Here is a 13,910-nt window from a genome sequence, read left to right as displayed (position 1 = left end):
ACGCGACGCATGAGAGCAGCGGCAAAAACGCTAAAACCAAAACGTCAGGAAGAACAGGCCAACTTTGTAAGTTGGCGTTTTGCGTTGCTTTGCGGCTGCATTTTACTCGCGCTGGGCTTCCTGTTGGGACGCGTGGCGTGGCTACAAATCGTCGCGCCTGACATGCTGGTACGGCAGGGCGATATGCGCTCGCTGCGCGTACAGGAAGTCTCCACATCCCGCGGAATGATCACCGACCGTTCCGGCCGTCCGCTGGCGGTGAGCGTACCGGTGAAGGCGATCTGGGCCGATCCAAAAGAGCTGCACGATGCTGGCGGTATTACGCTCGACAACCGCTGGAAAGCGCTGTCTGATGCCCTGAAAATGCCGCTGGATCAGCTTGCCTCCCGTGTTAACGCCAACCCAAAAGGGCGCTTTATCTATCTGGCGCGTCAGGTTAACCCTGACATGGCCGATTACATCAAAAAACTGAAGCTACCGGGTATTCATCTTCGTGAAGAGTCTCGCCGTTACTATCCTTCAGGCGAAGTGACTGCTCACCTCATTGGCTTTACCAACGTCGATAGCCAGGGGATCGAAGGGGTAGAAAAAAGCTTCGATAAGTGGCTTACCGGTCAGCCAGGCGAGCGAATCGTGCGAAAAGACCGCTATGGTCGCGTAATTGAAGATATCTCTTCCACAGACAGCCAGGCTGCCCACAACCTGGCGTTGAGCATTGATGAGCGTCTGCAGGCGCTGGTGTATCGCGAGTTGAACAATGCCGTGGCCTTTAACAAGGCGGAGTCGGGCAGCGCCGTGCTGGTGGATGTCAGCACCGGTGAAGTACTGGCGATGGCCAACAGCCCGTCCTACAACCCGAACAACTTTACCGGTACCGCCAAAGATGCAATGCGTAACCGGGCCATTACTGACGTGTTCGAACCCGGCTCCACGGTGAAACCGATGGTGGTGATGACGGCGCTGCAACGCGGCATCGTCAATGAGAACACGGTTCTGAACACCATTCCTTATCGTATTAACGGCCACGAGATCAAAGACGTGGCGCGCTACAGCGAATTGACCCTGACCGGGGTATTACAGAAGTCGAGTAACGTCGGTGTTTCAAAGCTGGCGTTAGCGATGCCGTCCTCAGCGTTAGTAGAGACTTACTCACGTTTTGGGCTAGGAAAGGCGACCAATTTGGGGTTGGTCGGAGAACGCAGTGGCTTATATCCTCAAAAACAACGGTGGTCTGACATAGAGAGGGCCACCTTCTCTTTCGGCTACGGGCTAATGGTAACCCCGTTACAGTTGGCGCGAGTCTACGCAACGATTGGCAGCTATGGCGTCTATCGCCCGCTGTCAATTACCAAAGTTGATCCACCGGTTCCGGGCGAGCGTATCTTCCCGGAATCTATCGTTCGTACCGTTGTGCATATGATGGAAAGCGTGGCGCTACCTGGCGGCGGCGGCGTGAAGGCGGCGATCAAAGGCTATCGCATCGCCATTAAAACCGGTACAGCGAAAAAAGTGGGGCCAGACGGCCGCTACATCAACAAATACATTGCCTATACCGCAGGCGTTGCGCCTGCAAGCAATCCGCGTTTTGCGCTGGTGGTCGTGATTAACGATCCACAGGCGGGTAAATACTACGGCGGCGCCGTTTCCGCGCCTGTGTTTGGCGCCATCATGGGCGGCGTATTGCGCACTATGAACGTTGAACCGGATGCGCTGGCAACGGGCGAAAAAAGTGAATTTGTAATTAATCAAGGCGAGGGTACAGGTGGCAGATCGTAATTTGCGCGACCTTCTCGCTCCGTGGGTGCCAAATGCACCTGAGCGAGCGCTACGGGAGATGGTACTGGACAGCCGTGTGGCTGCTTCCGGCGATCTTTTTGTGGCTGTAGTTGGTCATCAGGCGGACGGGCGTCGATATATCCCGCAGGCGATTGCGCAAGGTGTAGCTGCCATTATTGCTGAGGCTAAAGATGAGGCAACCGACGGTGAAATCCGTGAAATGCATGGTGTGCCGGTTATCTATCTTAGCCAGTTAAATGAGCGACTCTCCGCACTGGCGGGACGTTTCTATAACGAGCCTTCAGACCAACTGCGTCTGGTGGGCGTGACGGGCACCAACGGAAAAACGACGACCACTCAGCTGATGGCGCAATGGGCGCAGCTGCTGGGTGAAACCGGCGCCGTGATGGGCACCGTGGGGAATGGGCTGTTGGGTAAAGTGAGCCCGACGGAAAACACCACCGGCTCCGCGGTTGACGTGCAGCATGTGATTGCCGGGCTGGCAGGGCAGGGCGCGACCTTTGCGGCGATGGAAGTCTCCTCTCATGGTCTGGTACAGCATCGTGTAGCGGCGTTGAAATTTGCCGCCTCCGTGTTCACGAACCTGAGTCGCGATCATCTTGATTATCATGGTGATATGGAGCATTACGAGGCCGCGAAATGGCTGCTCTTCTCCACGCATCACTATGGACAAGCCATCATCAACGCTGACGACGAAGTCGGGCGCCGCTGGCTTGCGAAGCTGCCGGATGCGGTGGCGGTGTCGATGGATGACCATATCAATCCGAACTGCCATGGCCGTTGGCTGAAGGCGGTTGAGGTTAATTATCATGACAGCGGCGCGACGATTCGCTTTGCCTCTTCCTGGGGGGAAGGCGAAATTGAAAGCCGCCTGATGGGGGCCTTTAACGTCAGCAACCTGCTGCTGGCACTGGCTACATTGCTGGCGTTGGGCTATCCGATGGCCGAACTGCTGAAATCCGCAGAGCGTCTGCAGCCAGTCTGTGGCCGTATGGAAGTGTTCAGTGCGCCAGGTAAACCGACCGTGGTTGTCGATTATGCTCACACGCCCGATGCGCTGGAAAAAGCGCTCGAAGCGGCACGCCTGCACTGCACCGGTAAGCTCTGGTGCGTGTTTGGCTGTGGAGGCGATCGCGACAAGGGCAAGCGTCCGTTGATGGGAGCCATTGCCGAACAGTTCGCGGATATTCCGGTTGTGACCGATGACAACCCGCGCACTGAAGAGCCGCGCGCCATTATCAACGATATCCTGGCCGGTATGCTGGACGCAGGACGTGCCCGCGTGGTGGAAGGCCGTGCAGAAGCCGTGACCAACGCCATTATGCAGGCGCAGGAGAACGACGTTGTGCTTCTGGCGGGTAAAGGCCATGAAGATTATCAGATTGTTGGCAACCGTCGTCTGGACTATTCGGATCGTGTAACGGCAGCGCGTCTGTTGGGAGTGGTGGCATGATTAGCTTAACGCTCGGCAAGGCGGCAACTCTCCTGCAGGGTACGTTGCATGGTCAGGACGTCACCATTGACGCCGTGACAACAGATACCCGCAAAGTGACCGCCGGGTGCCTGTTTGTGGCGCTGAAAGGCGAACGTTTTGACGCCCACGATTTTGCTGAACAGGCGAAAGAAAACGGTGCAGGTGCGCTGCTGGTGAGCCGCAAACTCGCTATCGATTTGCCACAGCTTGTGGTGAAGGATACGCGTCTGGCTTTTGGTGAGCTGGCTGCCTGGGTTCGTCAGCAGGTCCCGGCTCGCGTTGTCGCCCTGACGGGGTCGTCGGGTAAAACGTCGGTCAAAGAGATGACGGCGGCCATTCTCAGTCAGTGCGGTAACACACTTTACACCGCAGGCAATCTAAATAATGACATCGGTGTGCCGATGACATTACTTCGCCTCACCAAAGAGCATGAGTTTGCGGTGATTGAATTAGGGGCAAATCATCAGGGCGAAATCGCCTGGACCGTGAGCCTGACGCGTCCGGAGGCCGCGCTGGTGAATAACCTGGCCGCTGCACATCTGGAAGGCTTTGGTTCACTCGAAGGCGTGGCAAAAGCCAAAGGCGAGATCTATACCGGCCTGCCGGATGATGGTATCGCCATTATGAATGCCGACAATAATGACTGGCTGAACTGGCAGAGCATTATTGGTTCGCGTAAGACGTGGCGTTTCTCGCCAAATGCGGCCAACAGTGATTTTACCGCAACCAATATCCATGTGACCTCGCATGGCACGGAATTCACACTCAATACCCCAACGGGGGGCATTGAGGTTCTGCTGCCACTGCCCGGGCGCCATAACATCGCCAACGCGCTCGCTGCCGCGGCGTTGTCGATGGCTGTAGGCGCGACACATGACGCGATAAAAACCGGTCTGGCAAATTTAAAAGCCGTACCGGGGCGTCTGTTCCCCATCCAGCTTGCAGAAAACAAACTGCTGCTGGATGACTCCTACAACGCGAACGTCGGTTCGATGACGGCGGCCGTACAGGTGCTGTCCGAAATGCCGGGTTATCGTGTGATGGTCGTTGGCGATATGGCCGAGTTGGGCGATGAAAGCGAAGCCTGTCATACCCAGGTGGGTGAAGCCGCGAAAGCGGCGGGGCTGGATTGTGTCCTGAGCGCCGGAAAACTGAGCCAGGCGATTAGCCATGCCAGCGGTGTTGGCGAACATTTTGCCGATAAAGCCGCAATGATTGAACGTCTGAAGGCGTTGATTGCTGAAAAACAAATGGTGACTGTGTTAGTGAAAGGTTCACGTAGTGCCGCCATGGAAGAGGTTGTGCACGCATTACAGGAGAACGGGACATGTTAGTTTGGCTGGCCGAACATTTGGTCAAATATTACTCAGGCTTTAACGTCTTTTCCTATCTGACGTTTCGCGCCATTGTCAGCCTGCTGACTGCGCTGTTCATCTCATTGTGGATGGGCCCGCGCATGATTGCCCGTCTGCAAAAACTCTCTTTTGGCCAGGTCGTGCGTAACGATGGTCCGGAATCGCACTTCAGTAAACGCGGTACGCCAACCATGGGCGGGATTATGATCCTGACCGCGATCGTGGTTTCCGTGCTGCTGTGGGCCTATCCATCCAATCCGTACGTCTGGTGCGTGCTGACTGTGCTGGTGGGCTACGGAATCATTGGGTTTGTGGATGATTACCGCAAAGTGGTGCGTAAAGACACGAAAGGTCTGATCGCCCGCTGGAAATATTTCTGGATGTCGGTGATTGCGCTGGGCGTGGCCTTCGCGCTGTATCTGGCAGGAAAAGACACTCCCGCTACCGAGCTGGTGGTGCCGTTCTTTAAAGACGTCATGCCGCAACTGGGGCTGTTCTACATTCTGCTGGCGTACTTCGTGATTGTGGGCACCGGTAACGCGGTGAACCTGACAGATGGTCTGGATGGTCTGGCGATTATGCCAACGGTCTTCGTGGCCGCAGGTTTCGCGCTGGTGGCGTGGGCGACCGGCAACATGAACTTTGCTAATTATCTGCACATTCCGTACCTGCGTCACGCGGGCGAGCTGGTGATCGTCTGTACGGCCATTGTCGGGGCGGGGCTGGGCTTCCTGTGGTTCAACACCTATCCGGCCCAGGTCTTTATGGGTGACGTCGGTTCACTGGCTCTGGGTGGCGCGCTGGGCATTATTGCCGTGCTGCTGCGCCAGGAGTTCCTGCTGGTGATCATGGGCGGTGTATTTGTGGTTGAAACCCTGTCAGTGATTCTGCAGGTCGGTTCGTTTAAGCTGCGCGGCCAGCGCATCTTCCGTATGGCGCCGATTCACCATCACTATGAACTGAAAGGCTGGCCAGAGCCGCGCGTCATCGTGCGCTTCTGGATTATTTCGCTGATGCTGGTGCTGATTGGCCTGGCAACGCTGAAGGTACGTTAATCATGGCAGATTACCAGGGCAAAAAAGTCGTTATCATCGGGTTGGGCCTTACTGGCCTGTCCTGCGTGGACTTTTTCCTCGCGCGCGGCGTGACGCCACGGGTGATGGATACGCGTGTTTCTCCGCCGGGTCTGGACAAACTGCCGGAACAGGTTGAACGCCACCTTGGTGGTCTGAATGATGACTGGCTGCTGGCAGCCGATCTGATTGTGGCCAGCCCCGGTATGGCGCTGGCGCACCCTTCACTGAGCGCCGCAGCCGATGCGGGCGTTGAGATTGTCGGTGATATCGAGCTGTTCTGCCGCGAAGCGCAGGCGCCTGTTATCGCCATTACTGGTTCCAACGGAAAAAGCACCGTCACTACTCTGGTCGGGGAGATGGCGAAAGCGGCGGGCATGAACGTTGGCGTTGGCGGAAATATCGGCCTGCCTGCACTGATGCTGCTGGACAAGGGCTATGAACTGTATGTCCTGGAGCTTTCCAGCTTCCAGCTGGAAACAACCTCCAGCCTGCATGCGGCAGCGGCGACGATCCTCAACGTGACCGAAGATCATATGGATCGCTACCCATTTGGCCTGCAGCAGTATCGCGCCGCAAAACTACGCATTTATGAAAACGCGAAGGTCTGCGTCGTTAATGCCGATGATGCCCTGACCATGCCGGTACGCGGTGCCGACGAGCGCTGCATCAGCTTTGGTATCACCATGGGTGATTATCATTTGAACCGCCAGCTGGGGGAAACCTGGCTGCGCGTGAAAGGCGAAAAAGTGCTGAACGTGAAAGAGATGAAGCTTTCCGGCCAGCATAACTACACCAATGCGCTGGCGGCGCTGGCGCTGGCGGATGCCGTCGGTCTGCCACGCTCTTCCAGCCTGCAGGCGTTAACCACCTTTACCGGTCTGGCGCACCGTTTCCAGCTGGCGCTGGAGCATAACGGGGTGCGCTGGATCAATGATTCCAAAGCCACCAACGTAGGCAGTACTGAGGCCGCGCTGAATGGTTTGCAGGTTGAAGGTACCCTGCATCTGCTGCTGGGGGGCGACGGTAAATCCGCTGATTTCTCCTCACTGAAACAGTATCTTTCTGGCGATAACATCCGTCTGTACTGCTTTGGTCGTGACGGCAGTGAACTGGCTGAACTGCGCCCTGAAATTGCCGAGCAGACTGAAACCATGGAACAGGCCATGCGCCTGATTGCCCCTCGCGTGAAGCCGGGCGATATGGTGCTGCTCTCCCCGGCATGCGCCAGCCTCGATCAATTCAAGAATTTCGAACAGCGTGGTGATCTCTTTACCCGCCTGGCGAAGGAGTTAGGCTGATGCGTTTATCTCTCCCTCGCCTGAAAATGCCGCGCTTACCAGGATTTGGTATCCTGGTGTGGTTGTTTGCGGCACTGAAAGGCTGGGTGATGGGCTCTCGTCAGAAAGATAACGACAGCCTGATTATGTACGATCGTACGCTCTTCTGGCTCACCCTGGGGCTGGCGGCGGTCGGCTTTATCATGGTGACGTCAGCATCGATGCCCGTCGGGCAGCGACTGGCGAACGATCCTTTCCTGTTTGCCAAGCGTGATGGTCTGTACATCATCCTGGCGTTCTGTCTTGCACTGGTAACCTTACGTCTGCCAATGGCGTTCTGGCAGCGACACAGCACCGCGATGCTGATCGCCTCGATCATTATGCTGCTGATCGTCCTGGTGGTAGGTAGCTCCGTAAACGGGGCATCGCGCTGGATCGCCTTTGGCCCGCTGCGTATTCAGCCGGCAGAATTTACCAAACTGTCCCTGTTCTGCTACCTGGCGAACTACCTGGTGCGCAAAGTGGATGAAGTGCGTAACAACCTCCGCGGCTTCCTGAAACCGATGGGCGTGATTCTGGTGCTGGCGGTCTTACTGCTGGCACAGCCTGACCTCGGTACCGTGGTGGTACTGTTTGTAACGACGCTGGCGATGCTGTTCCTGGCGGGAGCGAAACTGTGGCAGTTCATCGCCATTATCGGGATGGGGATCTCAGCCGTTGTCCTGCTGATCCTCGCCGAACCCTACCGTATCCGCCGTGTGACCTCGTTCTGGAACCCGTGGGAAGACCCGTTTGGCAGTGGCTATCAGCTGACGCAGTCACTCATGGCGTTTGGCCGCGGTGAAGTCTGGGGACAAGGCCTGGGCAACTCGGTACAGAAACTGGAGTATTTACCCGAAGCGCATACTGACTTCATCTTCTCCATTATTGCGGAAGAACTGGGTTATATCGGTGTGGTATTAGCGCTATTAATGGTATTCTTCGTCGCTTTCCGCGCCATGTCGATTGGGCGGAAAGCGCTGGAGATCGATCACCGCTTCTCAGGTTTCTTAGCCTGCTCAATTGGTATCTGGTTTAGCTTCCAGGCATTGGTTAACGTCGGGGCCGCAGCGGGTATGCTGCCGACCAAGGGCCTGACGTTGCCGTTGATCAGTTATGGTGGTTCCAGTCTGTTGATTATGTCGACGGCCATCATGTTTTTGTTACGCATAGATTATGAGACGCGTCTGGAGAAAGCCCAGGCGTTTACACGAGGTTCACGATGAATCAACCGAAGCGGTTAATGGTGATGGCAGGCGGTACCGGCGGACATGTGTTCCCGGGGCTGGCGGTTGCGCACCATTTAATGGATCAGGGCTGGCAGGTACGCTGGCTGGGAACCGCAGACCGCATGGAAGCCGACCTGGTACCGAAGCACGGTATTGAGATCGACTTTATTCGTATTTCTGGCCTTCGTGGCAAAGGTATTAAGGCCCAACTTCTGGCGCCGGTGCGCATTTTCAACGCGTGGCGTCAGGCGCGCAGCATCATGAAGCGCTTTCAGCCTGATGTGGTGCTGGGCATGGGCGGTTATGTTTCAGGTCCGGGGGGACTTGCCGCGTGGTCGTTGGGCATTCCCGTCGTATTACATGAGCAGAATGGTATCGCCGGCCTGACCAACAAATGGCTGGCGAAAATCGCCACCAAAGTTATGCAGGCGTTTCCTGGTGCGTTCCCGAAAGCGGACGTCGTGGGTAACCCGGTGCGCGTGGACGTACTGGCGCTGCCGTTACCGGATGCCCGCATGGCTGGCCGTGAAGGACCGGTCCGTGTGTTGGTCGTCGGTGGATCGCAGGGGGCACGTATCCTGAACCAGACGATGCCGCAGGTTGCCGCAAAGCTGGGTGATGCCGTGACAATCTGGCATCAAAGCGGAAAAGGTGCTCAGCAGACCGTTGAGCAGGCTTATGCGGCAGAAGGCCAGCCGCAGCACAAAGTAACAGAGTTTATCGACGATATGGCAGCAGCGTATGCCTGGGCCGATGTCGTGGTCTGCCGCTCTGGCGCATTAACGGTCAGTGAAATTGCCGCTGCAGGTTTACCGGCCCTGTTTGTGCCGTTCCAGCACAAAGACCGTCAGCAGTACTGGAATGCGCTGCCGCTTGAAAAAGCCGGTGCCGCGAAAATTTTTGAGCAGCCACAATTTACCGCCGATGCGGTCGCCACCACCCTGGCGGGCTGGAACAGAGAAGCATTAATGGAGATGGCGCAACGCGCACGTGCGACAGCCATTCCTGATGCAACGGAACGGGTGGCAAAAGAAGTGAGCCTGGCAGCCCAGGCTTAACCCTCGCAGCGCGTGTTGCGCTGCACGAATTTTTAAGTAGTCGATGGCGTTTAGAGAATGAATACACAACAACTGGCAAAACTGCGTTCAATCGTGCCCGAGATGCGTCGCGTCCGGCACATTCACTTTGTTGGCATCGGTGGTGCTGGCATGGGCGGTATTGCCGAAGTGTTAGCTAACGAAGGCTATCAGATCAGCGGGTCTGACCTGGCGCCAAACCCTGTTACGCAGCAACTGGCGTCGCTTGGGGCGACTATCTATTTCAACCATCGCCCTGAAAACGTGCGCGATGCGAGTGTGGTGGTGGTATCCAGCGCCATCTCCTCTGATAACCCGGAAATCGTGGCCGCGCATGAAGCGCGTATTCCGGTGATCCGCCGCGCGGAAATGCTGGCAGAACTGATGCGTTTCCGTCACGGGATTGCGATTGCCGGGACGCACGGTAAAACCACGACGACGGCGATGGTGTCCAGTATTTATGCCGAAGCGGGTCTCGACCCGACCTTCGTTAACGGCGGCCTGGTAAAAGCAGCAGGTGTGCATGCGCGTCTGGGCCACAGCCGTTATCTGATTGCGGAAGCAGATGAGAGCGATGCGTCGTTCCTGCATCTGCAGCCGATGGTGGCGATTGTCACTAACATCGAAGCTGACCACATGGATACATACCAGGGCGACTTCGAGAACTTAAAGCAGACCTTTATCAACTTCCTGCACAACCTGCCGTTCTATGGACGCGCGGTAATGTGTGTGGACGATCCGGTCATTCGCGAGTTGCTGCCGCGGGTTGGTCGTCAGATCACCACCTATGGCTTCAGCGAAGACGCGGATGTCCGCGTGGAAGAGTACAAACAGATTGGTGCGCAGGGGCATTTCACCCTGGCGCGTCAGGACAAAGAACTCCTGCACGTGACGCTGAACGCTCCAGGACGTCATAACGCCCTGAACGCAGCCGCGGCGGTGGCCGTCGCGACGGAAGAAGGTATTGATGACGAGGCGATCCTGCGTGCGCTGGAAAGCTTCCAGGGAACCGGGCGTCGTTTCGACTTCCTGGGTGAGTTCCCGCTGGATGCCGTGAACGGCAAACCGGGCACAGCCATGCTGGTGGACGACTATGGCCACCATCCGACCGAAGTGGACGCGACCATCAAGGCGGCGCGTGCGGGCTGGCCAGAGAAGAACCTGGTGATGATCTTCCAGCCGCACCGTTTTACGCGTACGCGCGATCTGTACGACGATTTCGCCAGCGTGCTGTCGCAGGTGGACACATTGCTGATGCTGGATGTTTATTCTGCGGGCGAAACGCCGATCCCGGGTGCGGACAGCCGTTCTCTGTGTCGAACCATTCGCGGACGCGGCAAAGTAGACCCTATTCTGGTTTCTGATCCTGCTCAGGTCGCCGAAATTCTGGCGCCGGTACTGACAGGTAACGATTTGATTCTGATTCAGGGTGCGGGAAATATCGGCAAAATCGCCCGTACCTTAGCTGAAATCAAACTGAAGCCGCAAACGCAGGAGGATGAGCATCATGGCTGATAAGATTGCTGTCCTGTCTGGCGGCACCTCCGCTGAGCGCGAGGTTTCCCTGAATTCAGGCGCTGCTGTACTGGCGGGCCTGCGTGAAGGGGGCGTTAATGCTCATCTGGTCGATCCGAAAGAGGTCGATGTGACGCAACTGAAAGCCATGGGCTTCGATAAAGTCTTTATTGCTTTGCACGGTCGTGGCGGTGAAGACGGTACCCTGCAAGGATTGCTGGATTTAATCGGTATGCCTTACACCGGCAGCGGCGTGATGGCCTCCGCCATCTCAATGGATAAACTGCGCAGTAAACTGCTGTGGCAGGGCGCCGGTTTGCCCGTCGCGCCGTGGGTTGCGCTGACGCGTCGCGAATTTGAAATGGGCCTTCAGGATAGCGTTAATACACGCATTGCTGAGCTGGGCTTACCGGTTATTGTAAAGCCCAGCCGTGAAGGGTCGAGCGTGGGGATGTCCAAAGTGGATAAAGCTGACGATTTATCGGCTGCGTTAGCGCTGGCATTTCAACACGATGAAGAAGTTCTCATTGAAAAATGGCTCAGCGGACCGGAATTTACCGTGGCGATGCTTGGCGAAGAAATTTTACCGTCGATTCGCATCCAACCTGCAGGCGTATTCTATGATTATGAGGCGAAGTATCTCTCTGACGAGACGCAATATTTCTGCCCTGCAGGTCTTGAAGCAGAACGTGAAGCCGATTTACAGTCCCTGGTGCTTAAAGCCTGGAATGTTCTTGGCTGCAGTGGCTGGGGCCGCATTGATGTGATGCTCGACAGCGATGGGCAATTTTATTTGCTGGAAGCGAATACTTCTCCAGGCATGACCAGCCACAGCCTTGTGCCGATGGCCGCGCGTCAGGCGGGGATGAGCTTCTCGCAGTTAGTCGTACGTATTCTGGACCAGGCGGGCTGATATGTCTCAGGCTGCATTGAACACGCGCAACCGCGATGACGAGGAAGAATATTCTTCTTCACGCCGGAGTAATGGAACGCGTCTTGCAGGGATTATTTTCCTGCTCGGGGTGCTGTGCACCGTGTTTATCAGCGGCTGGATGGTACTGGGCTGGATGGAAGATGCGCAGCGGTTGCCGCTGTCGAAGCTGGTGGTCACCGGTGAACGCCACTACACGCGTAACGATGATATTCGCCAGTCGATTCTGGCACTGGGGTCGCCTGGCACCTTTATGACGCAGGATGTCAACATTATCCAGAGTCAGATTGAACGTCTGCCGTGGATAAAACAGGCGAGTGTAAGAAAGCAATGGCCTGATGAATTGAAGATTCATCTGGTTGAATATGTGCCCATTGCGCGTTGGAATGATCAGCACATGGTTGACGTAGACGGAAATTCCTTCAGCGTCCCGGCCGATCGTGTCAACAAGCAAAATTTACCGATGTTGTATGGTCCTGAAGGCAGCGAAAACGAAGTGTTACAGGGTTTTCGCGAGATGGGGCAAGTGCTGGCGAAGGACAGGTTTACGTTAAAAGATGCAGCGATGACGGCGCGCCGTTCATGGCAGCTCACCTTAACGAATGGCATTAAGCTCAACCTGGGCCGCGGCGACACAATGAAGCGTCTGGCGCGTTTCGTAGAACTTTACCCGGTTTTACAGCAGCAGGCACAGACTGACGGCAAACGGATAAGCTACGTTGATTTGCGCTATGACTCAGGCGCAGCAGTCGGTTGGGTACCGGCTCCGGTCGAGGAACCTAATCAGCAACAGAATCAGGCACAGGTACAGGCAGAACAACAATGATCAAGGCGACGGACAGAAAACTGGTAGTTGGACTGGAGATTGGCACCGCGAAGGTTGCCGCTTTAGTAGGGGAAGTTCTGCCCGACGGTATGGTCAATATCATTGGCGTGGGCAGCTGCCCGTCCCGTGGTATGGATAAAGGTGGGGTAAACGATCTTGAGTCGGTGGTGAAATGCGTCCAGCGCGCCATCGATCAGGCTGAATTAATGGCAGATTGCCAGATTTCTTCTGTCTATCTGGCCCTTTCTGGTAAGCATATCAGCTGCCAGAACGAAATCGGCATGGTGCCCATTTCTGAAGAAGAAGTGACGCAGGAAGACGTTGAAAACGTAGTACACACGGCGAAATCTGTGCGTGTCCGCGATGAGCACCGCGTATTGCACGTGATTCCGCAAGAGTACGCGATTGACTACCAGGAAGGGATCAAGAACCCGGTTGGCCTTTCTGGCGTGCGTATGCAGGCAAAAGTGCACCTGATCACATGTCACAACGATATGGCGAAGAACATCGTAAAAGCCGTTGAACGTTGTGGCCTGAAAGTTGACCAACTTATTTTCGCCGGTCTGGCGGCAAGCTATTCCGTGCTGACCGAAGATGAACGTGAACTGGGCGTCTGTGTGGTCGATATTGGTGGTGGTACAATGGATATGGCCGTGTATACCGGCGGTGCCCTGCGCCACACCAAAGTAATCCCTTACGCAGGGAACGTGGTAACCAGCGATATTGCCTACGCGTTTGGTACGCCGCCAAGCGATGCAGAAGCGATTAAAGTGCGCCACGGTTGTGCGCTGGGGTCTATCGTTGGTAAAGATGAGAGCGTTGAAGTGCCAAGCGTGGGCGGTCGTCCGCCGCGTAGCCTGCAGCGCCAGACGTTGGCAGAGGTGATTGAGCCACGCTATACCGAGTTGCTCAACCTGGTCAACGAAGAGATTTTGCAATTACAGGAACAGCTTCGCCAGCAGGGCGTAAAACATCATCTTGCGGCGGGGATTGTATTAACCGGCGGTGCAGCGCAAATTGAAGGTCTTGCGGCCTGTGCGCAACGTGTATTCCATACGCAGGTGCGTATTGGCGCACCGCTGAATATTACCGGTTTAACGGATTATGCCCAGGAGCCTTACTATTCAACGGCTGTGGGCCTGCTCCACTACGGGAAAGAATCCCATCTCAGTGGTGAAGCAGAAGTGGAAAAACGCGTCTCAGTGGGGTCGTGGGTCAAACGACTGAACAACTGGCTGCGAAAAGAGTTTTAATTTTTTTAAGAGACCGGAGAGAATTAACGGTCTCGGGCGACAGGCACAACGGAGAGAGAAAT

At 56.0% G+C, this 13,910-nt stretch carries 11 protein-coding genes; all 11 read left to right on the top strand.

The window, feature by feature from the left end; translation table 11 throughout:
• Positions 1–9: 9 nt before the first annotated feature.
• Genes ACTJJI_RS10415 through ftsA form a run of 11 tightly spaced genes read left to right on the top strand, consistent with a single transcriptional unit; the run spans position 10 to position 13,848 of the window.
• The gene (locus ACTJJI_RS10415) at positions 10–1,776 is read left to right on the top strand and encodes a peptidoglycan glycosyltransferase FtsI (protein ID WP_014830644.1); all 1,767 of its coding nucleotides are present in this window, start codon (positions 10–12) and stop codon (positions 1,774–1,776) included.
• Entirely contained in the window at positions 1,763–3,250 is a 1,488-nt protein-coding gene (gene murE, locus ACTJJI_RS10410; protein WP_047360414.1) for a UDP-N-acetylmuramoyl-L-alanyl-D-glutamate--2,6-diaminopimelate ligase, read from the top strand. The genes ACTJJI_RS10415 and murE overlap by 14 nt, the downstream gene beginning before the upstream one ends.
• Positions 3,247–4,605, top strand: coding sequence for a UDP-N-acetylmuramoyl-tripeptide--D-alanyl-D-alanine ligase (murF, locus tag ACTJJI_RS10405; RefSeq protein ID WP_440653952.1), 1,359 nt, complete (start codon positions 3,247–3,249; stop codon positions 4,603–4,605). The genes murE and murF overlap by 4 nt, the downstream gene beginning before the upstream one ends.
• Entirely contained in the window at positions 4,599–5,681 is a 1,083-nt protein-coding gene (mraY, locus tag ACTJJI_RS10400; RefSeq protein WP_008501985.1) for a phospho-N-acetylmuramoyl-pentapeptide-transferase, read from the top strand. The genes murF and mraY overlap by 7 nt, the downstream gene beginning before the upstream one ends.
• Positions 5,682–5,683: 2 nt before the next feature.
• On the top strand, positions 5,684–7,000 hold the full coding sequence (gene murD / locus ACTJJI_RS10395) for a UDP-N-acetylmuramoyl-L-alanine--D-glutamate ligase (RefSeq protein ID WP_440653950.1): 1,317 nt from the start codon (positions 5,684–5,686) through the stop codon (positions 6,998–7,000).
• Positions 7,000–8,244, top strand: coding sequence for a cell division protein FtsW (gene ftsW, locus ACTJJI_RS10390; RefSeq protein ID WP_428183797.1), 1,245 nt, complete (start codon positions 7,000–7,002; stop codon positions 8,242–8,244). Before murD ends, ftsW begins: the two co-directional genes overlap by 1 nt.
• Positions 8,241–9,305, top strand: a complete 1,065-nt coding sequence (gene murG, locus ACTJJI_RS10385; protein ID WP_046889331.1) for an undecaprenyldiphospho-muramoylpentapeptide beta-N-acetylglucosaminyltransferase — start codon at positions 8,241–8,243, stop codon at positions 9,303–9,305. The genes ftsW and murG overlap by 4 nt, the downstream gene beginning before the upstream one ends.
• A gap of 57 nt (positions 9,306–9,362) precedes the next feature.
• Positions 9,363–10,838: a UDP-N-acetylmuramate--L-alanine ligase gene (gene murC, locus ACTJJI_RS10380; RefSeq protein WP_046889330.1), complete on the top strand. Its 1,476-nt coding sequence runs from the start codon at positions 9,363–9,365 to the stop codon at positions 10,836–10,838.
• The gene (locus ACTJJI_RS10375) at positions 10,831–11,751 is read left to right on the top strand and encodes a D-alanine--D-alanine ligase (protein ID WP_014830651.1); all 921 of its coding nucleotides are present in this window, start codon (positions 10,831–10,833) and stop codon (positions 11,749–11,751) included. Before murC ends, ACTJJI_RS10375 begins: the two co-directional genes overlap by 8 nt.
• A 1-nt stretch (position 11,752) precedes the next feature.
• Entirely contained in the window at positions 11,753–12,595 is an 843-nt protein-coding gene (gene ftsQ, locus ACTJJI_RS10370; protein ID WP_014830652.1) for a cell division protein FtsQ, read from the top strand.
• Positions 12,592–13,848, top strand: a complete 1,257-nt coding sequence (gene ftsA, locus ACTJJI_RS10365; RefSeq protein ID WP_006173845.1) for a cell division protein FtsA — start codon at positions 12,592–12,594, stop codon at positions 13,846–13,848. Before ftsQ ends, ftsA begins: the two co-directional genes overlap by 4 nt.
• The last annotated feature ends 62 nt before the right edge of the window (positions 13,849–13,910 follow it).

The organism is Enterobacter sp. 22466 (assembly GCF_052044775.1).
Lineage (GTDB): Bacteria > Pseudomonadota > Gammaproteobacteria > Enterobacterales > Enterobacteriaceae > Enterobacter > Enterobacter dissolvens.
Note: the sequence above shows the minus strand (reverse complement) of the source record. Positions and strands in the feature narration are given on the sequence as shown.

What these genes read in the sequence shown, in the direction of transcription:
- ACTJJI_RS10415 (WP_014830644.1), top strand. Translation starts at nt 10, where the DNA reads ATGAGAGCAGCGGCAAAAACGCTAAAACCAAAACGTCAGGAAGAACAG.
- murF (WP_440653952.1), top strand. Translation starts at nt 3,247, where the DNA reads ATGATTAGCTTAACGCTCGGCAAGGCGGCAACTCTCCTGCAGGGTACG.
- mraY (WP_008501985.1), top strand. Translation starts at nt 4,599, where the DNA reads ATGTTAGTTTGGCTGGCCGAACATTTGGTCAAATATTACTCAGGCTTT.
- murD (WP_440653950.1), top strand. Translation starts at nt 5,684, where the DNA reads ATGGCAGATTACCAGGGCAAAAAAGTCGTTATCATCGGGTTGGGCCTT.
- ftsW (WP_428183797.1), top strand. Translation starts at nt 7,000, where the DNA reads ATGCGTTTATCTCTCCCTCGCCTGAAAATGCCGCGCTTACCAGGATTT.
- murG (WP_046889331.1), top strand. Translation starts at nt 8,241, where the DNA reads ATGAATCAACCGAAGCGGTTAATGGTGATGGCAGGCGGTACCGGCGGA.
- murC (WP_046889330.1), top strand. Translation starts at nt 9,363, where the DNA reads ATGAATACACAACAACTGGCAAAACTGCGTTCAATCGTGCCCGAGATG.
- ACTJJI_RS10375 (WP_014830651.1), top strand. Translation starts at nt 10,831, where the DNA reads ATGGCTGATAAGATTGCTGTCCTGTCTGGCGGCACCTCCGCTGAGCGC.
- ftsQ (WP_014830652.1), top strand. Translation starts at nt 11,753, where the DNA reads ATGTCTCAGGCTGCATTGAACACGCGCAACCGCGATGACGAGGAAGAA.
- ftsA (WP_006173845.1), top strand. Translation starts at nt 12,592, where the DNA reads ATGATCAAGGCGACGGACAGAAAACTGGTAGTTGGACTGGAGATTGGC.